Here is a 22,869-nt window from a genome sequence, read left to right as displayed (position 1 = left end):
TCGTTCCGGGAGAGGGAGACATGACGGGAAGAGTGCGCGGCGTCCTCGCCGCGGTCGGGCTGCTGGGAGTGCTCGGCGTGATCGCCGGGCCGGTGGCTGCGGCGCAGAACCGGCCACCCGGCGTACCGCGTGGCGAGATCGCGATCCCGGTCGCTCCGGAGTCGAAGGTTGCGTCAAGCAACGGACCGCTGCGGCAGCTCGAGCCGGACGGACCGTTCCGTGGTGCCCGCGCTGTCGTCGTGATGGTGTCGCACGGCGCACGGACCACCGTTCGGCTTCATGTCACCGGCGCCGGGCATGCCCGCGGCACCTTCGGCGCGCACCTGCACACCGGCCCTTGTGTGGCAGGCGATGGCGCTGCCGCCGGACCGCACTACAACATCGACGTGATCGCGGGCCGCAAGCCAGTCCGAATGGACCGCGAGCGCGAGATCTGGCTCGACTTCACGGTCAGCCCGAGCGGCGCAGGTACGGCGTCAACCGTCGTCCCCTTCGCTCCGAAACCCGGGGACCGCTCCATCGTCATCCACGGCACCACAGGCACCCGCGTCGCCTGCCTCCCCCTGACCTGGGACTAAGCGGACCCGCCGTTGCTCTTCAGTAGTTGGCCGTTGATCCATTGACCTTGCGGGGAGCAGAGGAAGTCGACCAGGTGAGCGGTGTCCTGCGGCATGCCCAGTCGGCCGAGCGGGGTTTGCTGGAGGCAGGCGTCGCGGACCTCGTCGGTCATCCAGCCGGTGTCGATCGGGCCGGGGTTGACGACGTTCGCGGTCACGCCGAGCTCGGACAGTTCCTGCGCCGCCGCGAGCGTGATGCGGTCGAGCGCTCCCTTGCTGGCGCCGTACGGGAGATTGTGGACGGTGTGGTCGCTGGTCAGTGCCACGATGCGGCCGGTGCCGTGGGCTCCGGTGAAGCGCTGGGCGAACTCGCGGATCAGCAGCCAGGTCGCACGGGCGTTGACCGCGAAGTGCCGGTCGAAGCTCTCGATGGTCGTGTCGAGGATGCTTGAGTCGACGGACTCGCAGTGGCACATCACCAGCGCAGCGACCTGGCCGAGCTGCTCCTCGGCGGCCGCGAAGATCCGCTCGGGGGCGGCCGGATCGACGAGGTCCGCCTCGATCGGCGCCACGGCGGCGCCGAGATCGCTCAGCTCCTTGACGATCTCGTCCGTCGCCCCGGACTGCACACCCCACTGCATGCGGTCGTCGTACGCCGTCCAGTAGCTGAACGCGATATCCCAGCCCGAGGCGGCCAGCTGACGGGCGATACCGGCGCCGATGCCGACGGTACGGCCGACGCCGGTGACGAGGACGACTGGGCGGGCAGCTGACTGGGTCATGCCGGCGATCCTGCTGGACGGCCCGCCCGGCCGGCAACCGGATTGTTCTACGTCCTATGGACTATGTGCGCATCCGGCCCCGGGAAGAACAGCGACTCGGTGTCGGTGTCGCTCCAGTGCACGAGGTACGGCGGTGCCCCGTCCGGATCGTGTACCTCGACGATCTTCCCCTCGCGCCGGTGTGCCATCAGATGGCTGGTCTCGACCACAACCTGGTCGCCTGCTGCCGCTTTCACCACACCCACCTCCTTCCACCCCCAGCTTCGTCCTGCCGGGCGGCCCGCACCACCCCTCACTCGATGTTCGGTAGCGTGACGATGGCCGTCGTACCTCCGGCGCTCGACGAGGTCAGCGTGATCGTGCCGTTGTGGGCGCGGGTGATCTCGCGGGCGATGGACAGACCTAGCCCGGAGCCGCCGCTCGCACGGGAGCGGCTGGTGTCGAGCCGGACGAACCGTTCGAACACCCGCTGGCGATCCGCCTCGGGGATCCCGTCGCCGTCGTCCTCGACCGTGATGATCGCCGACCCGTCCTTCTCGGCCGTGCTCAGGTGGACGCTGGTATGCGCGGCGCGGGCAGCGTTGTCGACGAGGTTCCGCAGTACCTGACCCAACCGGGCCGGGTCGCCGACCACCCGGACCGGACTGACGTCACCGGTCACCTTCAGCTCGGGCATCGAGCTTCGCAACCGCTGGATCTCGGCCGCGACCAGATCGTCGAGGTCCACGTCCGTCTGCCGCATCCGGATCCCGGTGTCGTCGGCCTTGGCGAGCAGCAGCAGGTCCTCGACGAGCTGCCGCATCCGGTCGGTCTCGGTCCCCATCACCGCACGCAGCTCGTGCCACGCCTGCCCGGTGGTGTCTGCCTCGATGACCTCCAGTGCCGCGGTCAGCGTGGCCAACGGCGACCGCAGTTCATGACTCGCGTCCGCCACGAACGCTCGCTGCGTCGCCTGACCGGTCTCGAGCCGGTCGAGCATCTCGTTCATCGTCACCGCGAGCCGCGCGATCTCGTCCCGCGTCTCCGGCACCGGGACCCGCTCGGTCAGGTCCCGCGTGCCGATGCCCTGCACCCTGGACCGGATCCGCTCCACCGGGCGCAGCGCCTGCCCGACCATCAGCCACCCGGCCACGCCGACCACGATCAGCAGCGCCGGGAACCCGATGATCAGGTACTTCGCAACCGTGGTGACCGTCTGTCGCTGCGTCTCCACCGATGACGCGACCACGACTGTGTACGTCTGCCCGTCGTACGACGCTCCTTGCGCAACGACCAGGTAGTTGTGATCGTCGTCGATCAGCGGCATCTCGCCGACCTCGGCCCGCATCAGCGCCCCGGCCGGCGGACGGAGATCGCTCAACGGCGTGTTGCCGACCCGGCTCGACGAGGCGGCGATGACGCGTCCGGCCGGGTCCAGGACCTGGACGAGCTGGGTCGCGCGGGTCGTCTCGACCAGGTCGCGCGCGAGGCCCGCCGTACCCTCTGAGCTGACCTGGCCGGCTACGTCTCCGACCCGGCCCTCAGCCGCGTCGGAGACCTCGGTGATCAGGGCTCGCTGCAGAAGCAGGAGCAAGGCGGCAGCGCCGAGCATCATCGCGACGGCGACCACGATCACGGCCGCAGCCGTCGAGCGACTCCGAACGCTCGCCTGTCGCAAACCACCCGCGGTCCGGTACCACCCGTCGACCCGACGCCGCACGACCGTGCTCACCCCGCCAGTTTCGCAGGTGGTGCTATCCGCCCTCAGGATTGAGTCGGTATCCCATGCCTCGGATGGTCTCGATCGCGTGCCGGGCGAACGGGGTGTCGATCTTCTTCCGCAGGTACCGCACGTAGACCTCGACCACGTTCGGGTCGCCGTCGAAGGCCGGGTCCCAGACCGATGCCAGGATCTCGGCCTTGCTGACGGTGTCGCCGCGATGCCGCATCAGGAACTCGAGCAGGCCGTACTCGCGGGGCGTGAGCGTGATCTCCCGCCCGTCCCGCTCCACCCGCCGCCGGGCCACATCCAGCGAGAGGTCGCCGGCGGTCAGCACGACGGGCCGCTCCGGTCCGCCGCGCCGGATCAACGCCCGCAGCCGCGCGATCAGGACCAGGAAGCTGAACGGCTTGGTCAGATAGTCGTCCGCACCGAGGTCGAACGCGTCGGTCTGGTCGTACTCGCCGTCCTTGGCGGTCAGCATCAGCACCGGCGTCCAGATCCCGCGCGCCCGCAGCATCTCGAGCACGCGGTACCCGTTGAGCTTCGGCAGCATGATGTCCAGCACGATCACGTCGTAGCTGTGTTCGGTCGCGGCCCACACCGCGTTCTCGCCGTCGTGCACCATCTCCACGACGAACCCGGAGTCGGTCAGACCGCGGTGGACCGTGTCGGCCAACCGCAACTCGTCCTCGACCATCAGCACTCGCATCCACTCAGTGTCACTGAGGCCCGCTGAGAATCCGCTGAGAGGTGGACAAACTTGACGCGATGAAGTCGACCCGCCTAGCGTTGTCGAAGCGCTTCGACAACCCTTTCGGGAGAGGCTGGCCACGATGAAGTTCAGCGACGGGTACTGGCAGCTCCGCGAAGGATTGACGCGGTTGCGGCCGGCCGAGGTCGAGAGCGTGCAGGTGGGGGAGCGCGAGCTGACCGTGTTCGCGCCGGCCAAGCGGATCGAGCGGCGCGGTGACACGCTCAACCAGCCGATGTTCACGGTGACGTTCTCCTCGCCGTCGCGAGGGGTGATCGGCGTGCGGATCGGGCACCATCTCGGTGGCCTGCCCGCGCGACCGACGTACCGCTTGAACGCCGATGAGGACCATCCGGTGAAGGTGGACGTCGGTGCCGCCGAGGCGCGGTTGACGTCCGGGGAGCTGAGCGTGGTGATCGCGCTCGAGGGTCCGTGGGATGTGCGCTTCGAGCAGGACGGCAAGCCGCTGACGAACTCGGCTGCGCGCAGCGTCGGCCTGATTACCGATGCCGACGGCAAGCATTATGTCCACGAACAGCTGGCGCTCGGCGTCGGCGAGACGATCTACGGCCTGGGCGAGCGCTTCGGCGCGTTCGTGAAGAACGGTCAGCTCGTCGACAGCTGGAACGCCGACGGCGGTACGTCGAGCGAGCAGGCGTACAAGAACGTGCCGTTCTACCTGAGCAGCAAGGGGTACGGCGTACTCGTCGACAGCCCGGCCCGTGTGTCGTTCGAGGTCGGCTCGGAGGTCACGTCCCGCAACCAGTTCAGCGTCGAAGGCCAGGAGCTCGGGTACTACGTTTTCGCGGGTCCGACCCCGAAGGACGTCCTGCGCCGCTACACCGCCCTGACCGGGCGGCCCGCTCGCGTGCCGGCGTGGTCGATGGGGTTGTGGCTGTCGACGTCGTTCACCACGGACTACACCGAGGAGACGACGAGCGGGTTCGTCGACGGCATGGCTGAGCGGGACCTTCCGCTGAGCGTGTTCCATTTCGACTGCTTCTGGATGCGGCAGTTCCACTGGTGCGACTTCCTGTGGGACCCGATCGCGTTCCCGGATCCGGCCGGCATGGTCCGCCGGCTGAAGGATCGCGGTCTGCGCGTCAGCCTGTGGATCAACCCGTACATCGCGCAGCGGTCGGTGCTGTTCGAGGAGGGCAGTCGGCTCGGTTATCTGCTCAAGCGACCGGACGGCTCGGTCTGGCAGTGGGACATGTGGCAGGCCGGGATGGCGATCGTCGACTTCACCAACCCGGACGCGACGGCGTGGTACCGCTCGAAGCTGCAGGCCCTGATCGATCTGGGCGTCGACTGCTTCAAGACCGACTTCGGCGAGCGCATCCCGACCGACGTCGTTTGGCACGACGGATCCGATCCGGAGCGGATGCACAACTACTACGCGCAGCTCTACAACGCGGCCGTGTTCGGACTGCTCGAGGAGAACCGGGGCGAGGGCGATGCGGTGCTGTTCGCCCGCTCTGCGACGGCCGGCGGGCAGCAGTTCCCGGTGCACTGGGGCGGCGACTGCGAGTCGACGTTCGAGGCGATGGCGGAGTCGTTGCGCGGCGGGCTCTCGCTGGCCGCGTCGGGGTTCGGGTACTGGAGTCATGACATCGGCGGATTCGAGGGCCTGCCTGATCCCGCCATCTTCAAGCGCTGGGTGGCGTTCGGGCTGCTCTCGTCGCATTCGCGGTTGCACGGCTCGTCGTCGTACCGGGTGCCGTGGGCGTTCGACGACGAGGCGGTCGCCGTACTGCGGAAGTTCACGAAGCTGAAGCTCTCGTTGATGCCGTACCTGATGACGGCCGCGGCCGAGGCACATCAGGACGGGGTGCCGATGATGCGGCCGATGGTGTTGGAGTTCCCTGACGACCCGGCAGTCGCGTACCTGGATCGCCAGTACATGCTCGGTTCCGATCTGCTGGTCGCGCCGGTGATGAACTTCGACGGAGAGGTCTCGTTCTACCTGCCGCGTGGACGATGGACGTCGTTGCTGACCGGCGAGGTGCTGTCGGGTCCGGGCTGGGTGCAGCAGACCCATGCCTTCGACAGCGTGCCGTTGTTCGTGCGTGAGGGCGCCGTGATTCCGATCGGGGCGGTCGACGATCGGCCGGAGTACGACTGGGCCGACGGGGTCGAGCTGCGCTGGTTCGCACCGAGCGAGGGGCAGACGACCGTGGTCGAGCTGCCCGACGCTGACGGGGGAGTGGCAGCCGTGATCGAGCTGACCTTGCGCGACGGTGAGGTCGAGTCGCACGTGGTCGAGGGTGTGTGTGAGCGCTACACCGTCAAGCTCTCGAGTACGACGTCCGCCGCGGAGAAGACCGCGTAGAGCGTGCGTACGCCGGTCGCCGGGACGAGCTGTGTGGTGATCGGCATGAGCTGGCTTGGGAGGTGGACTGTGCCGATGAGCTCACCGTGCAACGGGTCGTCCAGGCGCAGCTCGATCGTCGCGGGTTCGGTTCCGCGGTTGGCGGCTGTGATGGCGACGGCTGTTTCGGAGTTCAGCTGGACGTCGTGAAACGCCAACCAGGCTTGGGGTTCCAGCGAGACGGTCGTCTCGTCGGACAGGGTGATTCCGCAGTACTCGTCGAAGCTGGCCGCGGCGAGTCCGAGCGTTCGCGGCGGGATGCGTTCGCCTCGGACGTCGAGGGCCGTGGTCAGTCGAAGGTCGGTGCTGGACCGGCCGACCATGACGCTGTGGCGCGCGGACTCGATGCAATGACGGTCTCGCGTCACGTCCCAGAATCCGAGGTCGGTCGCGGCGACGGTCAGCTCGACTTCGGCACTTTCTCCCGGTGCTAGCGACAACCTGCGGAACCCACGGAGCTGTCGCAGCGGTTGCTTGACTCGTGAACGCTGCTGGCGGGTGTACAGCTGTGCCACCTCGGTGCCCGGCCGATCTCCGGTATTGGTGACTGTGAACGTGACTCGGACCTCGCCGTCGGATCCGATCGACGGCGCACTCAGCTGCAGATCGGCGTACCTGAAGGTCGTGTAGCTCAGGCCGTGGCCGAAGGGGTAGAGCGGTGTGCCGCGGTAATAGAGGTAGGTCGCGTCGGTGGTGATGATGTCGTAGTCGAGCAGGTCGGGGAGGTCCGCCGCGGAGTCGTACCAGGTCTGGGTCAGTCGTCCGGCCGGGTCGTGGTCGCCGAACAGTACGTCGGCCAGCGCGCGACCGTACTCCTGCCCGCCGTGTGCGGACCAGAGGATCGCCGGCAGGTGCTGCTGTGCCCAGCCGATCGCGAACGGATAGCTGCTACTGAGCACGAGCACCGTGCGCGCGTTCGCGGCGTGGACATGGCGGATCAGCCGATCCTGGGCCGCCGGGAGGTCGAGGCTGTCGCGATCCTCGGTCTCACGGCCGTTCACCAACGGGTGGTTGCCAGCGACAACGATCGCGACGTCGGCGCGGGCGGCGATGGCGGCCGCCTGCGCGGCACCGTCGACGACGACGTCGAGCGCGAACGGCGTCGCCTGGTCGGCCACGCTGATCGCACCTTCCGCGTCGACGTGGAGGTACCGGTCGCTGTGCAGGTGCTGGATCAGCACGGTGCCGGCCAGTTGCACGAACCTGAACGTCTGCTTGACCTCCCAGCCGTTCGGACCGGGCTGATCGGCGACGAGCTGCCCGTCGTCGCTCACACTCAGGTGCTGCCCGTTCCGTACCGACCGCAGCGCGAACGCGTCCCCGCCCCAGTCGAACAGGTCGAACTCGCCCGGCTCCCGGTCGGCTCGCACTACGGCGTCTGGCCCGACCGTCAGATACGACGAGGAGTCGGCGATCCGGAGCGTGATCCGGTCGACGCCTTCGCAGTACTCGACCCCGGCGCCGGACTCGACGCGGCCGAGTCGCTCGACGATGCCGTCCAGCGCGGTGATCTGGTACGGCAGCGTTCCGGCGTACCAGTCCTCCCTGACGGCGCCGGCGAGCGGTCCGATGACGGCGATCCGCTTGATGGACTCGGCGAGGGGCAGGACCTGGCACTCGTGCTTGAGCAGCACGATCGCCTGGCGTGCGGCGTCCTGGGCCAGCTCGCGGTGGGCGGGACAGTTGACCAGATCGGGCTCGAGACCGCGGTACGGATCGAGTTCGGGCGGGTCGAACTCACCGAGCCGGAGCCGGATCGCGAGCACCCGCCGTACTGCGGTGTCGATGTCCGCCCACGTGAGCAGACCGCGGTCGAGCGCCTCGTGGAGTCGGTCGATCGTCGGGGCGGAGTCGGTGTCGTCCTGCGTGAAGCTGTCCACGCCGGCCTTGACCGCGGCGGCGTACGCGGTCGGGCCGTCGGACGCGAAATGCTGCAGACCGAACAGGTTGGCGGGCGCGTACGCGTCGCTGACGACCAGCACGTCGTCGGTGGTCCAGGTGCGGAGTACGTCGTTGATCAGCGGGCTCAGGTGGGCGGGCCGTCCGTTCACCAGGTTGTACGACGGCATCACCGCGACCGCTGCGCCGGCCTCGATCGGCGCGCGGAACGCCGGCAGTTCGTACTCGTGCAGGACCCGCGGCGGCAGGTTGCTCGAGGTCGTGCAGCGATCGGTTTCGTTGTTGTAGGCAAGGAAATGCTTCAGGGTCGGGGCGGTCCTGAGGTACGACGGATCGTCGCCGGCCAGCCCGTGTCCGTACGCGGTCGCGACGACGCCGGTCAGCCAGGGATCCTCGGCGTACCCCTCCTCGTTCCGGCCCCAGCGCGGGTCGCGGAGCGGGTTGACCACGGGCGCCCAGACGTTGAGGCCGACGCCGGCAGGGTCCTTCTGGTGGAAGACGCGGACCTCGTCGCCCACCGCGGCGCCGACGGCTCGGACCAGGTCCGGGCTCCAGCTCGTGGCGAGGCCGATCGCCTGCGGGAAGACGGTGGCCGGGCCGAGCCAGGCGACGCCGTGCAGCGCCTCGGTGCCGGTGCGGAACGAGTCCAGGCCGAGCCGCGGGACGGGCGGCTGGTACTGGTGCAGCAGCGCGACCTTCTCGTCCGGGGTGAGCCGGGCGAGGAGATCGTCGACCCGCTCGCCGGTCGGCCGGGCCGGATCGCGGAACGGGGCCGGAGCTGGACGGAGGAGGGGAGCTGGAGTACTCATCGGCGATCGACTCCACGGGCTGTGTGTCGAAGCGCTTCGAACGGTCATCGACGACGATTGATCGAAGCGCTTCGACAGATCGGGCGTGAACAGAGGGTTGCATCCCGAGCGCCGACGGTCAAGACCTCATCCGGCACCCAGGTAGGCGCTTACCGCTACCGGGCGGGCAGGTGGCCTCGGGTGAGGGGAGTGAGGGCCTGGGCGGTCGCGCCCAGGGGAGTGGCGGTGTCGGGGAGCGTCGACGCGAGGACCGTGCAGCCGCCGGCGTCGGGGGCGATGGTCGCCTCACGGAGGGCCTTGTCGAGAGCGGGAGTGAGGTGGTCGGCGAGCAGGGCGTAGGCGCCGCCGAGCAGGACGACCTCGGGGTTGAGGATGTTGACGAGCGCCGCGATGCCCTGACCCAGGTAGGCGCCGGCTTCAGCGAGGACCTGGGTCACCGCGGTCTCCTGGGCGTCGGCACGGCGGATCAGTTCCTCGAGCTGGAGCTGCGGATCGCTGTCGGTCACCTCCGTCCGGGCCAGGATCGACGGCAGGCTCGCCAGCGCCTCGAGACAGCCGCGTCGACCGCATCCGCAGCGCGGCCCGTCCGGGACCAGGCGCAGGTGGCCGATCTCCCCGACGTACCCGAGGTGACCTTCGAGCGGCTTGCCGTCGGCGATGATGCCTGCCCCGACGCCGGTGTCCCCGGTGAGCCGGATCAGGTTCGCGGTCCCGGCGTGCGGGCCGTAGAGATGCTCGGCCAGCACGCCCAGCGATGCGTCGTTGTCGACCATCACCGGGATGTCCGGTCGTCCGATCGCCGCTACGAGCTCGGCCCGCATCGGCACATCCCGCCAGCCCAGGCCGGCGGCCAGTACTACGGCGCCGTCGCGATTCACGAGGCCCGGAACGCCCACGGTGATCCCGAGCACCTGTCGGCCGGACGACTGCACGGCGGTCACTGCCCGGCGGGCCAGGTTGGCGAGCGACGCGATCGTCTTCGCAGGCCCGGCGTCCACGCCCGGCCCGGCGCGATGCCAACGCAGTACCTGCTCGCCGGCCGTGTCGCAGCCGAGCGCGGTCAGGCCGCGGGCGCTCACCTCGAGCCCGATCGTCGCGTACGCCGATCCGTCGAGCACGAGCAGCGTCGCCGGACGGCCGACGTGGTTCTGGGTCTGCTGGGTCTCGCGGACCAGGCGGCGCTCGAGCAGATCCCCGACGATGCTGGTCACGGTCGCCTTGTTGAGACCGGTCCCGGTGGCGATCGCGGCCCGCGAGCAGGGGGCCTCGCGGCGCAGGTAGCCCAGCACCGCGGCCAGGTTGGTCGCGCGGATATGAGTGTGGTCCGCGGTCTGTGTGCTCAACGTCCGTCCCTCGATCGAGTCCTGCGTCAGTCTTACACCTTGTCGCGCGGTCGTCTCTGGGTTAATTTGTTTGGCTACTAGCCCAACTAATTCTAGGGGATCAACCGTGACCGGACCAGTGCGTGGCGGAGCCAGCCGCCGGACGTTCATCTCCCTGCTCGGCGCGGGTGCGGCCGCTGCCGCCGGCGGGGTCTCGCTGACCGGCTGCTCGAACGGGAGCTCCGGATCGACCACGGCCGGCCGGGCCGAGACCGAGGACAAGCTGGCCGGGCTGCTGCCGAAGTTCACGCCGTACGAGTCGGTCAAGCCGGACCTGCCCGGCGAGAACGGCGCGTCGCCGGGCTTCACGCACTATCCGAGCGAGCTCAAGCGGGCGATGCCGGACAAGGCCGTCGCCAGCGGCAAGGAAGTGTCGGCGATGACGCCGCTGTGGAGCCCGTTGCCGCCCGGGCTCGGCAACAACACGTACTACGACGCGAACAACGAACGGATCGGCGCCCCCGTCCGGTTCAACATCCTGAACGGCAACGACTACGGCGACAAGCTCGGTCCGATCCTTGCTGCGGGCAACGTTCCGGAGCTGCTGTGCATCCCCGGCTGGAACATCTCCAGCCTGACCAGGTTCGGTCAGGCCGCGGACAAGCTGTTCGAGGACCTGACGCCGCATCTGGCCGGCGACAAGGTGTCGGCGTACCCGATGCTGGCGAACCTGCCGACGCGGGCCTGGGCGTACGGCGTGTGGAACTCGCAGCTGAAGGCTGTGCCGTTCCCGTCGGAGGGGTTCCCGTGGGCGCTGTTCTACCGCAAGGACATCTTCGACCAGTTCGGTGCGCAGCCGCCGAAGAATGCTGACGACCTGCTCGCGTTGGGCAAGCAGCTGACGGACGCGAAGGCGGGCCGGTGGGCGTTCGGCGGGGTGTCCGACGAGGTGATCCGCGCGTTCGGTGCGCCGGGGAGCTGGCGGAAGGATTCCAGCGGGAAGCTGGTGAACAAGATCGAGACGCCCGAGTTCGAGGCAGGGGTCGCGTTCGTCCGGAAGCTGTTCCAGTCGGGCTATGTGCACCCGGAGGTCGTCGCCAACGCGGCTGCGGACCAGAACGCGCTGTTCGAGGGCGGCAAGGTGCTCATCCGGCAGAACGGGCTCGGCGGTTGGCACGAGTCGCTGCAGCGGCAGCTGCCGATCAACCCGAAGTTCAACCCGCAGGCCGTGATGCCGTTCGCGCATGACGGCGGTACTCCGATCGTCTGGACCGGTGATCCGGCCGGCATCTTCACGTTCGTGAAGAAGGGGCTCGGCGAGGCGCGGATCAAGGAGCTGCTCGGGGTCCTCAACTACACGTCGGCGCCGTTCGGGACCGAGGAGTACCAGCTCTACACGTACGGGGTCGAGGGCAAGCACTACGTGAAGCAGTCGTCCGGGGCGCCGAAGCTGACCGCGCTGGGGCAGAAGGAGGTTTCGCAGACGTACGTGTTCCTGGGAGGGCGTCCGACCGCGATCACCGAGAGCGAGTACCCGGGGTATGTGCCGGCGATGAGCGCGTGGCAGAACGCGGCGGCGAAGGTCCGGGAGACGAATCTGTTCGACGGGATCCGGGTCGAGCAGCCGGCCAAGATGGCTGCGCTGAACCAGCCTTTCGACGACGCGCTGCAGGACATCTTCCGCGGCCGGAAGCCGGTCAGTGAGCTGAAGACGGCCGTCAAACAGTGGCAGACCAACGGCGGCAACGAAGGCCGCGACTTCTACGCCAAGGTCCTCAGTGACAACGGTCGGTAGGGGCAGGGAAAGCACGCCCGCCGCGCCGCCTGCGGCGGCACGGCGGGCGGAAAAGAGGAGGAGCGAGGAACGCGCGGGGGCGCGGGCGGGTGGGATGCGGTTCCGGCATCGGTTGCGGCGGGATTGGCCGTTGTTGGTGATGGTCATGCCGGTGATCGTGTTGCTCGGGGTGTTCCACTACTTTCCGACGCTCGGCAACGTGATCGCTTTCCAGGACTACTCGCCGTACGCCGGGATCCGGGGGAGTGAGTTCATCGGGTTCGCCAACTTCAGCCGGATGTTCTCCGAGCCGGCGTTCTGGCGGGCGGTGGCGAACACCCTGTCCATCACCGCGGTCCAGTTGGTGTTCTTCTTCCCGATCCCGATCGGACTGGCCCTGCTCCTGAACAGCGTCCTGTCGGCCAAGCTGCGCAACGTCATCCAGGGCGTGGTGTACCTGCCGCACTTCTTCTCCTGGGTGCTGGTCGTGTCGTTGTTCCAGCAGATGATCGGCGGCGCCGGCCTGCTCGCGCAGACTCTGCGGGATCACGGACACTCGGCGGTCGACCTGATGACCAAGCCGGACACCTTCATCCTGCTCGTCACCGCGCAGTCGGTCTGGAAGGACGCCGGCTGGGGAATGATCGTCTTCCTCGCCGCCCTCTCCACCATCAACCCCGCCCTCTACGAAGCCGCAGCGGCCGACGGAGCCAACCGCTGGCGCAGACTCTGGCACATCACGTTGCCCGGCCTGCGTCCGGTGATCGTCCTGCTCCTGATCCTGCGCCTCGGCGACGCGCTGACGGTCGGCTTCGAGCAGTTCATCCTGCAACGCAGCGCCGTCGGCGGAGGCGCCGCCGAGGTGCTCGACACGTACGTGTACTACCAGGGCCTGCTCGTCGGCGACTTCGGGTACGGCGCCGCAGCCGGTCTCTTCAAAGGTGTGATCGGCCTCGTCCTGGTCCTGGTGGCCAACCGATTCGCTCACCTGGTGGGCGAGCAGGGGGTGTATTCGCGCTCATGACCGCAAGGGCTGTCTGGGAAGAGGAACCGACCGCGATCGGTCGGCTGAGCAAGCCGGTCGTACTGACGCTGATCGCTCTGGCGGTGGCGTTCCCGCTGTACGTCGTGGTGGTGACAAGTCTGTCCAGCACGGAAGCGGTGACCCGCGCCGGCGGGCTGGTCGTCGTACCACGCGAGCTGACCGTGGCGGCGTACGTGCAACTGTTGTCGGGCGGCGTGGTCACTCGCGCGTTGTTCATCAGCGTGATGATCACCGCCGTCGGGACGGCGTTCAGCCTCGGCATCACCGTGCTCGCGGCGTACGGGCTGTCGCGGCCGGGGTCGGTGTTCCATCGGCCGCTGCTGTTCGTCGTACTACTGACGTTCCTGTTCGGGCCGGGCATCATTCCGAGCTATCTGCTGGTGAACTCGCTCGGGCTGATCGACCATTACGCGTCGCTGATCCTGCCGACCGCGATCTCGGCGTTCAACCTGATCGTCATGCGCTCGTTCTTCATGGGCATTCCGGGCGAGCTGATCGACAGCGCGCGGATCGACGGCGCGGGCGAGTTCGCGATCCTCCGCCGGATCGTGCTTCCGCTGTCGAAGGCCGTGGTCGCGGTTGTCGGCCTGTTCTACGCCGTCGGCTACTGGAACGCGTTCTTCAACGCGCTGCTCTACATCAACGACAACAACAAGTGGCCGTTGCAGATGGTGCTACGGACCTACATCGTGCAGCAGCAGCCCTTGCCGACCGGCGCCGGCGGCATAGCGACCGGAACCGGCCTCGGCCTGCAGCCGGCCCCCGGCCTGGCCATCAAGATGGCAATCGTCGTGATCGCGATCGTCCCGGTCCTCCTCGTCTACCCGTTCATCCAACGCCACTTCACCAAGGGCGTCATCATCGGCGCCGTGAAAGGCTGAGCCTGTGACTCTTTGGTACGGCGGTGACTACAACCCCGAGCAGTGGGATCCGGATGTCTGGAAGGAAGACGTCGGGCTGATGCAGCGGGCCGGGGTGAACCTGGTGACCGTCGGGGTGTTCTCGTGGTCGTCGCTCGAGCCTGCGCCGGGGCAGTACGAGTTCGGCTGGCTCGACCGCGTGCTGGACCTGCTACATGCAGGCGGCGTCCGAGTCGATCTGGCTACTCCTACGGCATCACCGCCGCCGTGGTTCAGTCGGCTGCACCCCGAGGCGCTGCCGGTGACGGCGGACGGCGTACGGCTCACGCATGGCAGTCGGGATACGTACTGCGCGTGCGCGCCGGCGTACCGGGAGGCCGCGCGCGGGATCGCTCGGGCGTTGGCCGAGCGGTACCACGATCATCCGGCGCTGGCGATGTGGCATGTGCACAACGAGTACGGGACCACCTGCTATTGCTCGTTGGCGGCTGAGCGGTTCCGCGAGTGGTTGCAGACGCGGTACGGCACGCTCGAGCGGTTGAATGAGGCGTGGACGACGGCGTTCTGGAGCCAGGGGTACGCCGAGTGGGCGGACATCGAGCCGCCGCGGAAGACGCAGTACCTCGTCAATCCCACGCAGTACCTGGACTTCCGGCGCTTCTGGTCGGACGAATTGCTGGCGGCGTATCTGGAGCAGAAGACCGAGCTGCGGAAGCTGTCGGCGTTGCCGGTCACAACGAACTTCGTGTTCGGCGGCTGGGTCCCGGTGAACCATGCGCAGTGGGCCGCCGAGGTCGATGTGGTTGCCATCGACCACTACCCGGATCGGTCAGACGTCGGTGCCGAGGAGCAGACGGCCTTCGGGGCGGACCTGGCGCGCGGGTGGGCCGGCGGGAAGCCGTGGCTGCTGATGGAGCAGTCGGCCGGCACGCTCAACGAAGGCCACCGGCTGCACACGAAGGAGCCGGGGCGGATGGCGCGCCACAGCCTGTCGCATATCGCGCGCGGTTCGCAGGGCGCGCTGTTCTTCCAGTGGCGGGCGTCGCGGGGTGGTGCGGAGATGTTCCACTCGGCGATGGTGCCGCACGCAGGCCCGGACAGCCGGATGTTCAGGGAGATCGCCAAGCTCGGATCGGAACTGCCGCAACTGGCTGAGGTTGCCGAGAGCAACGTTGAGGCCGACGTCGCAATCCTTTGGGACGTCGAATGCTGGTGGGCGATGCAAGGCACCCACCTGCCGTCGTCGTCGCTGGACTACCTGGCGGCGGTCCGGTCGGCTCACCGGCGGTTCTGGCACGCGGGCATCACGGTCGACTTCGCGGCGCCGGCCGCCGATCTGTCGTCGTACCGGCTCGTGGTCGTGCCATCGCTGTATCTGATCTCGGATGAGGCCGCGGCCGCGCTCACCGCTTATGTGGAGAGCGGCGGGCAGTTGGTTGTCGGGTACTTCAGCGGGATTGTCGATCCTGACCTGAGGATTCGGTCTCCCGGTGCGTTCACTGAGCTGCTCGGCGTGCGCGTCGAGGAGTTCCATCCGCTGCCGGACGACAGCGAGGTCGTCCTGTCTTCCGGTGGCCGTGGACGCTTGTGGAGCGAGCATGTCCACGCGGTGTCGGCCGAGGTCGTCGATCGGTACGCCGGGGGAGTGCTGGACGGGAAGCCGGCGATCACCCGCCGGCAGGTCGGAGCGGGTACGGCGTGGTACGTGTCGACCGAGCTGGACGATGCCGCCGCGGCACAGGTGTTCGAGCTGTCGGCGTCGCCGGTCGAGATCGTACGACGACGGTCCGGTGACACCACCTGGACCTTTGTGTTCAACCACGGAGACGCAGAGTTCTCCGTACCGGATGCAGGCCGGCTGGTAGTCGGCGAGCTGCCGGTTCCGGCCGGCGGTTATGCCGTGGTGAGGTCGACGTGAGGGCAGGTGCTGCCGCGGGCGGTCAGCGTCGGCGGGACCAGGGTCAGGCCGGGCACATCGCCGCCCTCTAGCTTCGTGATCAGCGACTCGACCGCCTGGTCGCCGATCCGTTCCGCCGGAATGCTGACCGCCGACAGCTGCGGGACCTGCCGCTCGGCGACGTCGTCCGCGCAGATCGCGACCAGCGACATGTCCTCCGGGACGCGGCGGCCGAGGCGGCGCAGGACATCGAGCAGCGGGCCGATGATCGGCTCGTTCTGGACGACCAGTCCGGTGATGTCAGGGTGGTCGCTGAGGAGTTGCTCGACCGTGTGCAGGATCGCGTCGAAGGTGTGCTCACACGGCGTTTCGACCCCGAGCACGCCACGGCGTTCGGCCGCCTCGACGAATCCGGTCAGCGTCCGCTGGGCGAATCCGGTCTGGCGTTCGTAGACGGCGGACGGCGTACCCAGGAGGGCGAGCGATGTGTGGCCGAGGTCGGCCAGGTGGTCGACACAATGCGCGCCGGCGGCAACGAAGTCCAGGTCGATGCAGGTCAGGCCGTCGGCGTCGTCGGGGTATCCGATCAACACCGACGGCATCGGCAGCTCGCGCAGCACCGGCACCCGCTCGTCGTGCAGCTCGACGTCCATCACGACGAGCGCGTCCACCAGCGAGCTCTGCGCGACCCGCTCCAGCCCGTCCGGTCCCTCGTCGGCGGTCAGCAGCAGTACGTCGTGATCGAACCGGCGGGCCGTGGTCACGACCGCTGTCGCGAACTGCATCATCACCGGGACATGCATGCCGGTCCGCAGCGGGATCACCAGCGCTAGCACGTTGGATCGCTGACTGGCCAGCGCGCGGGCGCTCGCGTTCGGCCGGTAGCCGAGCGCGTGGACGCTGCGCTGCACCCGCTCCCGGGTGTCGGTCGAGATCGTCCGCTTCCCGCTGAGCACATAGGACACCGTGCTGGCCGCCACCCCGGCATGCCGGGCAACGTCCGCGATCGTGACCATGCTGCTCCCCTTCAGGTAGGTGGAACAGTTCTACCCTAGATCGAAGCGCTTCGACACTAACCCAGGCGGACGACGCGCGCCGACGACTCGGACACGTGGACGGCTCAGTGTGATGCCGAAGAGGACGAGGGCCAGACCGAGCAGTTGGCGAAGCGTGAGTACGTCGCCTGACACCAGGACGCCGAGCAGTACGCCGGTCACTGGGTTGAGGAGGCCGATCAGGCCGACGGTTGCCGCGCTGAGATGTCGCAGGCCTGCGAACCAGGCCGTGAATGCGAGGGCGGTCGCCACCAGGCCGACGTACGCGAAGCCGGCGATGGCGGGCAGGTCGAGGTGGGGTGGTGGGCCCTCGAAGAGGACTGCGAACGGGATCAGGACCAGGCCGCCGGCGATCAGTTGCCAGGAGGTGGTCGCGATCGGGCCGTCGGCGCGGCCCCACTTCTTGGCCAGGATGTAGCCGAAGGACGACATGGTGAGGGCCGCGACCGAAGCTGCGACACCGCGCAGGTTCACGGCGGTGGTTCCGGTGCCGAGCAGGAGGCAGACGCCGGCGATTCCGGCCGCGGCGCCGGTGAGGACCGGAACGGTCGGCCGTTCGGCGAGTAGCGCCCAGGCGAAGAGCGTCATCGTGAGCGGCGAGGCGGACATGATCGTCGAGGCGAGGCTGACCGGAAGCAGTTGGGACGCGAGGTAGATCAGCGCGAAGAACGCGCCCATGTTGCAGACCCCGAGCAGCAGCGATCGCCACCACCAGACGCCGCGGGGGAGACGCCTGGCGACGCAGAGCAGGAGGATTCCGGCGGGCAGGGCGCGGAACACCGCGCCGTACAAGGGATGTCCGGTCGGCAGGTACTCGTGCGTGACGAAGTAGTTCGTGCCCCACGCGATGGGGGCGATCGCCGTGACCAGGGTCCAGCGGAAGGTATCTTCCATGGAAAACACTATAGCTTCCCAGGAAGATATAGTGGACGTGTGACCGATCACGTGGCCAGGATCCAGGCGGAGTGGCAGGCGGAGCGGCCGGATGTCGACACCAGTCCGCAGGGTGTGATCGGCCGGCTGCACCGGATCGCGAATCAGCTCACCGGTGAGCTGACGCAGCTGTACGCGAAGTACGGGCTGTCGGAGGGGGAGTTCGACGTACTCGCGGCGCTGCGGCGCGCGGGTTCGCCGTACGAGCGGGCGCCGGGGGAGATCGCGCTGCACACGATGGTGACGACCGGCGCGGTGACCAAGCGCGTCGATCGGCTCGAGGCAGCCGGCCTGGTCCGGCGCCGGCGCAGCGACGACGACGGGCGCGGTCGCGTGGTCCGCCTGACCCCGGCCGGGCGCCGGCTGATCGACAAGGCCTTCGCCGCACACATGGCGAACGAGAAGCGCCTGCTCGAACCGCTGACGGCCACTCAGCGGGCTCAACTGGAGAGCATTCTCACAACGTGGCTGGCCCAGCTCGAGCCGACGGAGTGAATTGAACGCTTGACAGTGGCGAGACTGAGGTCTGTACCGTTAATTTGCTGCCGTCGCAACTTCATTGGGGCAATCGGCGTCAAAGAAGGAGTGAATACGGGCTAACGACCGGGCCTTCCTGTCGTTGAACCGTGCAATCACCGCTGTGAGCTCCCGCACCCTGCCCGCCTGCGCTCACGAACGCTCAGGAGAGTGTGTGCACGTCCCTCGCATTGTGATGATCGTCGCGAACGACATCACCAACGACACCCGGGTCCTCAAAGAGGCCGTCGCCCTGGGCAAGGCCGGCTACCAGGTCACGTTGCTCGGAGTATCCGCGTCCGGCCGGCTGGCTATCGACACCATCCAGTCCGGGGTGGTGATGATCCGGGTGCCCGGCCACTTCATCCTGCGGGACGAGCGCAACCGCCGGCGCCGGCTCCGCCGCGGCCGCCGGTTGTTCGACATCCGGCCCGAGGGCACCGAGGAGGCCCGGGTCGCCGCGCGGCTCGCGGACCTGAAGGCGGAGCGCGGACGAGCCACCGTGCGTCGCGAGGCGGGACAGGTCGGTCTGGCCGCCCGGTTCGGCGGCGCGGCGAGTCGATCGCTCAGGCACCGGCGGCTGCGCCTGTCCCAGGCAGCCGTGTCGGTCCGCTCCTGGTTCGGCGAGACCGAGGCCGGGATGGCGACGAACCTCTGGCAGTGGTGGGACACCTGGCTGCCTCGCCGGAGTGCGCTGGTCAGGTGGCGCTCGACCATTCCCGAGGCCGACGACTACGAGGCGATCTTCGCCGACCTGATCGACCAGCTGCGCCCGGACGCTCTGCACGCCCATGACATGCACGTCATCGCGGTCGGGTCGCGCGCCGCGGGCCGGGCGGCCCTCCGCGGCCGCAGCCTGAAGGTCGTGTACGACGCCCACGAGTACGTCCCCGGCCTGTCGCAGTACGGCGGCCGCACGCCGCGGATGATCGCGGCCTGGGCGCAGCACGAGGCCGAGTACATCCGGACCGTCGACCGCGTGGTCACGGTCAGCCCGGCGATCGCCCGGACGCTGCACACACGGCACAAGCTGGACCGCGAGCCGACCGTGGTGATCAACAGCCCGGAGCTGTGCGAGCGCGACAGCGGGATCACCGACATCCGCGCCACGATCGGGCTCCCGGCCGACGTGCCGCTGCTGGTCTACAGCGGCGGGGTCACCCGGGCCCGTGGGGTCGAGACCGCGATGGAGGCTTTGCCGCTGCTGCCCGGCGTACACCTGGCGGTCGTGTGCGTGCCGCACGCGCGGACGCGACCCGTCGACGAGCTGCGGGCGCTCGGCAAGTCCCTGCAGATCGAGGACCGGGTGCACTACCTCGACCCGGTCGCGCCGAACGACGTCAGCCACTTCCTCCGGACCGCGGACGTCGGGCTGATCCCGATCCTGCGCTACCCGAGCCACGAGATGGCCCTGCCGAACAAGGTCTTCGAGTACACCTTCGCCGGCCTGCCCGTGGTGACCAGCGACATGCCGACGCTCGAGGAGTTCGTCGGCAAGACCGGTATCGGCGAGGTCTTCGAGGCCGAGAACCCGGACGCGCTGGCCGTCGCCGTCAGGACCGTCCTGAAGGACCCCGAGCTGTACCGCGAACGCGCCGCGGATCCGGGGTTGCGGGCCGAGATGTCCTGGGAGGCCCAGGCCGGTCATCTGCGAGACCTGTACGCCGAGCTGGTCGGTGCACCGCCTGTCCAGGAGGACGTCGTACCCCGGCTGGTTCTGGGGCCGATCGGCTCCAAGGCGGCGAAGGCGTGGTTCCAGGACCTCGACGGTGCTGAGATCCTCCGGCGTCCGTTGACCTTGCCGGACCTGGACAGCGTGACGCATGTCCTGATGGAGGACTGGCAGTCGGTTCTGGGCAGCGAGGACCTGATCGCCGACCTGCCACTGCTCACGGCGGCCCGGATCAAGCACGCCGTCGTGGTCTACGGCCGGGTCGACCGCCAGGACGTACGGCGCCGGATGCGGGCGTACAACGGCACGGTCTTCGTCACCGACCGCGTGATCGCGGACGCCGTCGAGGGCACCATCTGGCTGCCGCCGGCCGACGAAGGCGCGAAGGTTCTGCGCGACTTCATGACCGAGTAGCACCCGCAGCCGACGGCGCGCGGGGACCCTGCGCGCCCCGCTGGAGACGGGTGGGTAACCTCTGGTGGTCGCAAGGTGAGCCGATAGGAGATGATGCCCACCGTGACCGGACCACAACGCGAGCTCGCGCAGGCGCCGTCGGAGCATGATCCGGCCGTCGCCGGCCTGACCGTTGGGCTCGGTGGGCCGTCCGGGCGGTTCGCCCGGCTCGGTTCCTCGTGGTGGACGCCGCTGCGGATCGCGCTCGCGGTGTGCACGATCACCTTCGGGCTCGGCGTACTGCAGAAGGCGCCGTGTATGGAGGCCGGCTGGGACCGGCAGAGCTGGCGCCCGTTCAAGGCGCTGTGCTACTCCGACATCGGCTTCCTGTACCAGGAGCGCGGTTTCGCCGAGGGCAACCGGCCGTTCCTCGATACCGGCAACTACCCGGTGCTCGAGTACCCGGTGCTGACCGGCGGGTTCATGGAGGTCGCGGCCCGGATCACCTGGCTGTTCACCGGCGACCCGAAGAAGGACATTACCGCCGAGCAGAAGCGCGACACGGCCGGCGTGTTCTTCGTGGTCAACCTGGTGATGCTGTTCCTCTGTGCGCTGGTCATGGTCGGTTGCACGGTCGCGACGGCCCGCGGGGTCGAAACCCGTCCCGGCGCGGCGCGAGGGCAGCCACTGGACGCCCTGTACGTCGCTGCGGCGCCCGTGCTCGCGTTGACGTCGACGATCAACTGGGACTTGTTCGCGGTCGCGCTCACAGCGGGCGCGATGCTCGCCTGGTCGCGCGGAAAACCGGTCTGGTTCGGCATCTTGCTCGGGCTCGGGACAGCGGCGAAGTTCTATCCGTTCCTGCTGCTCGGGCCGTTGCTGATCGTCTGCCTCCGCGGCCGCAAGCTGTGGCCGTGGTTCCAGGCGGCGATCGCGGCCGGCGTCGCCTGGGGTCTGGTCAACGCGCCGATCTACCTGCTCGCCAAGAACGAATGGCTGTCGTTCTGGCAGTTCAACGATCAGCGCGAGAGCGACTACGGCTCGATCTGGTACGTCCTCAAGCTCGCCAACCACGAGGTCGCGGACGTCAACCAGCTGAACATCGTGATCTTCGCCGGCCTGTGCCTGTCGATCGCGATCCTCGGATTGATGGCGCCGAGACCGCCACGGTTCGCGCAGTTGGCGTTCCTGGTCGTCGCGGCGTTCCTGCTGATCAACAAGGTCTACTCACCGCAGTACGTCCTGTGGCTGCTCCCGCTGGTGGCGCTGGCCCGTCCGCGCCTGCGGGACTGGTTGATCTGGCAGGCCTGTGAGTGCTTCTACTGGATGCTGGTGTGGATGCATCTCGCCCAGTTCCTGGCGCCCGGGGATCCGCAGGTCCCGGACCGGATCTACTGGTTCTCCGTGATCCTGCGGATGGCCGGAACGTTGTGGCTGATGCTGGTGGTCGCCCGCGACATCCTGCTGCCGGAGAAGGATCCGGTACGCCGGGGCGACCTGGTCGACGATCCGAGTGACGGCGTACGGTCGCGTTCTCAGACCAGGCTCGCCGCCGCGCTGGACCCGGCCTAGAGCATCAGTTTCGAGACGTCGAGGTTGCCGCCGCTGATCACTGCGGCGGTCACCTCGTCGAGCTGGATGCTGCCTTCCAGCAACGCCGCGAACGGCGCGGCCGCCGCCGGCTCGAGGGCGAGCTTGGTGCGAGACATCACCAGACGGGTCGCCTCGAGAAGCGCGTCCTCGCTCACGCGGACGACCTGGTCGACGTACTGCTGGATGAGCGGGAAGTTGCGGGTGCCGCAGACGGGCGCGGCCAGGCCGTCGGCGATCGACCGGGCCGTGGCGAGCTTCTGCGGCTCGCCGGCCTCGAGGCTGCGGCTCACCACATCAGCCTGCTGAGGCTCGATCCCGATCACGCGGATCTCCGGCTTCACCAGCTTGAGCGCCGTCGCGACGCCCGAGATCAGCCCGCCGCCACCCACCGGCACCAGGACGGTGGCGAGGTCGGGCCGGTCCGCCAGCAGTTCCAGCCCGAGGCTCCCGTGTCCGGTGATCACGTCCTCGTCGTCGAACGGATGTACGCCGGTCAGCTGCCGCTCGTCCTTGATCCGCTCGTACTGCGCCATCAGGTCACCCTCGACGAGCTCGACCGTCGCGCCGTACCCGCGGGCCGCGTCGATCTTCGCCTGTACGGCGGTCTTCGCCATCACGACTGTCGCCGGTACGCCGGCGTCGCGCGCGGCCCAGGCGAGCGCACCGGCGGCGTTCCCGGCCGAGACCGTGATCACGCCGCGCTCGCGCTCTGCGGCGCTGAGCCGGAGCAGCTTGGTCAGCAGGCCGCGGACCTTGAAGCTGCCGGTCTTCTGGAACAGCTCGGCTTTGAGTACGAGGTCGGCGCCGAAGCGCTCGTTCAGCGCCCCGGAGGTCAGCATCGGCGTGCGGTGGATCCGTCCCTCGAGCTCCCGGGCGGCCTGGCGGATGTCATCGAGTGTCGGCATACCTCAGACCTTAAAAGTCCAGTAACCCGATCA

The 22,869-nt window shown here is 68.6% G+C and carries 18 protein-coding genes; 9 read left to right on the top strand and 9 right to left on the bottom strand.

Annotation, left to right across the window (positions count from 1 at the left end; translation table 11 throughout):
• Nucleotides 1–20: 20 nt before the first annotated feature.
• Nucleotides 21–578 (top strand): hypothetical protein, encoded by a 558-nt coding sequence (locus ACQPYH_RS26745; protein ID WP_432876557.1) that lies wholly within the window; start codon nt 21–23, stop codon nt 576–578.
• On the opposite strand, the gene ACQPYH_RS26740 is transcribed toward ACQPYH_RS26745, so the two are convergent.
• From ACQPYH_RS26740 to ACQPYH_RS26725, 4 genes are all read right to left on the bottom strand, one after another.
• Complete coding sequence (locus ACQPYH_RS26740) at nt 575–1,339, bottom strand: SDR family oxidoreductase (protein ID WP_432876555.1); 765 nt, start codon at nt 1,337–1,339, stop codon at nt 575–577. The two genes, ACQPYH_RS26745 and ACQPYH_RS26740, sit on opposite strands and share 4 nt — an antisense overlap.
• A 47-nt stretch (nt 1,340–1,386) precedes the next feature.
• Nucleotides 1,387–1,575: a DUF1918 domain-containing protein gene (locus tag ACQPYH_RS26735; RefSeq protein ID WP_432876553.1), complete on the bottom strand. Its 189-nt coding sequence runs from the start codon at nt 1,573–1,575 to the stop codon at nt 1,387–1,389.
• 56 nt (nt 1,576–1,631) lie between these two features.
• Nucleotides 1,632–2,456 carry a sensor histidine kinase gene (locus ACQPYH_RS26730; RefSeq protein ID WP_432894495.1) on the bottom strand — a complete coding sequence of 275 codons (825 nt, stop codon included), beginning with the start codon at nt 2,454–2,456 and terminating at the stop codon, nt 1,632–1,634.
• A 616-nt stretch (nt 2,457–3,072) separates the two neighbouring features.
• On the bottom strand, nt 3,073–3,750 hold the full coding sequence (locus tag ACQPYH_RS26725) for a response regulator transcription factor (RefSeq protein WP_432876551.1): 678 nt from the start codon (nt 3,748–3,750) through the stop codon (nt 3,073–3,075).
• Between the two features lie 124 nt (nt 3,751–3,874).
• On the opposite strand from ACQPYH_RS26725, the gene yicI reads away from it, so the two are divergent.
• The gene (gene yicI / locus ACQPYH_RS26720) at nt 3,875–6,124 is read left to right on the top strand and encodes an alpha-xylosidase (RefSeq protein ID WP_432876549.1); all 2,250 of its coding nucleotides are present in this window, start codon (nt 3,875–3,877) and stop codon (nt 6,122–6,124) included.
• Here yicI and ACQPYH_RS26715 read toward each other — a convergent pair.
• Entirely contained in the window at nt 6,073–8,871 is a 2,799-nt protein-coding gene (locus ACQPYH_RS26715; protein ID WP_432876547.1) for a glycoside hydrolase family 3 C-terminal domain-containing protein, read from the bottom strand. The two genes, yicI and ACQPYH_RS26715, sit on opposite strands and share 52 nt — an antisense overlap.
• A gap of 155 nt (nt 8,872–9,026) precedes the next feature.
• Nucleotides 9,027–10,214 (bottom strand): ROK family protein, encoded by a 1,188-nt coding sequence (locus ACQPYH_RS26710; protein WP_432876545.1) that lies wholly within the window; start codon nt 10,212–10,214, stop codon nt 9,027–9,029.
• A gap of 106 nt (nt 10,215–10,320) precedes the next feature.
• Here ACQPYH_RS26710 and ACQPYH_RS26705 point away from each other — a divergent pair, with 106 nt between their 5' ends.
• From ACQPYH_RS26705 to ACQPYH_RS26690, 4 genes are all read left to right on the top strand, one after another.
• Entirely contained in the window at nt 10,321–11,988 is a 1,668-nt protein-coding gene (locus ACQPYH_RS26705; protein ID WP_432876543.1) for an extracellular solute-binding protein, read from the top strand.
• Between the two features lie 145 nt (nt 11,989–12,133).
• Nucleotides 12,134–12,991 carry an ABC transporter permease gene (locus tag ACQPYH_RS26700; RefSeq protein WP_432876541.1) on the top strand — a complete coding sequence of 286 codons (858 nt, stop codon included), beginning with the start codon at nt 12,134–12,136 and terminating at the stop codon, nt 12,989–12,991.
• Nucleotides 12,988–13,893, top strand: coding sequence for a carbohydrate ABC transporter permease (locus tag ACQPYH_RS26695; RefSeq protein ID WP_130449807.1), 906 nt, complete (start codon nt 12,988–12,990; stop codon nt 13,891–13,893). The genes ACQPYH_RS26700 and ACQPYH_RS26695 overlap by 4 nt, the downstream gene beginning before the upstream one ends.
• 4 nt (nt 13,894–13,897) lie before the next feature.
• The gene (locus tag ACQPYH_RS26690; protein ID WP_432876539.1) at nt 13,898–15,790 is read left to right on the top strand and encodes a beta-galactosidase; all 1,893 of its coding nucleotides are present in this window, start codon (nt 13,898–13,900) and stop codon (nt 15,788–15,790) included.
• Here ACQPYH_RS26690 and ACQPYH_RS26685 read toward each other — a convergent pair.
• Both ACQPYH_RS26685 and ACQPYH_RS26680 read right to left on the bottom strand, forming a co-directional pair.
• Entirely contained in the window at nt 15,766–16,785 is a 1,020-nt protein-coding gene (locus ACQPYH_RS26685; RefSeq protein WP_432876537.1) for a LacI family DNA-binding transcriptional regulator, read from the bottom strand. The genes ACQPYH_RS26690 and ACQPYH_RS26685 overlap by 25 nt on opposite strands.
• A gap of 30 nt (nt 16,786–16,815) precedes the next feature.
• Nucleotides 16,816–17,718 (bottom strand): DMT family transporter, encoded by a 903-nt coding sequence (locus tag ACQPYH_RS26680; RefSeq protein ID WP_432876535.1) that lies wholly within the window; start codon nt 17,716–17,718, stop codon nt 16,816–16,818.
• A gap of 39 nt (nt 17,719–17,757) precedes the next feature.
• Here ACQPYH_RS26680 and ACQPYH_RS26675 point away from each other — a divergent pair, with 39 nt between their 5' ends.
• The 3 genes from ACQPYH_RS26675 (at nt 17,758) to ACQPYH_RS26665 (ending at nt 21,910) form a co-directional block, all read left to right on the top strand.
• On the top strand, nt 17,758–18,252 hold the full coding sequence (locus ACQPYH_RS26675; RefSeq protein WP_432876533.1) for a MarR family winged helix-turn-helix transcriptional regulator: 495 nt from the start codon (nt 17,758–17,760) through the stop codon (nt 18,250–18,252).
• Between the two features lie 196 nt (nt 18,253–18,448).
• On the top strand, nt 18,449–20,359 hold the full coding sequence (locus tag ACQPYH_RS26670; protein ID WP_432876531.1) for a glycosyltransferase family 4 protein: 1,911 nt from the start codon (nt 18,449–18,451) through the stop codon (nt 20,357–20,359).
• A gap of 93 nt (nt 20,360–20,452) precedes the next feature.
• Complete coding sequence (locus ACQPYH_RS26665; protein ID WP_432894492.1) at nt 20,453–21,910, top strand: glycosyltransferase family 87 protein; 1,458 nt, start codon at nt 20,453–20,455, stop codon at nt 21,908–21,910.
• On the opposite strand, the gene ACQPYH_RS26660 is transcribed toward ACQPYH_RS26665, so the two are convergent.
• A complete protein-coding gene (locus ACQPYH_RS26660; protein ID WP_432876529.1) occupies nt 21,907–22,836 on the bottom strand; it encodes a threonine ammonia-lyase in 930 nt (309 codons plus the stop codon). The two genes, ACQPYH_RS26665 and ACQPYH_RS26660, sit on opposite strands and share 4 nt — an antisense overlap.
• Nucleotides 22,837–22,869 lie beyond the last annotated feature (33 nt).

The sequence above is a fragment of the Kribbella sp. CA-245084 genome (assembly GCF_050942355.1).
GTDB lineage: Bacteria > Actinomycetota > Actinomycetes > Propionibacteriales > Kribbellaceae > Kribbella.
This window is presented reverse-complemented; position numbering and strand designations above follow the sequence as displayed.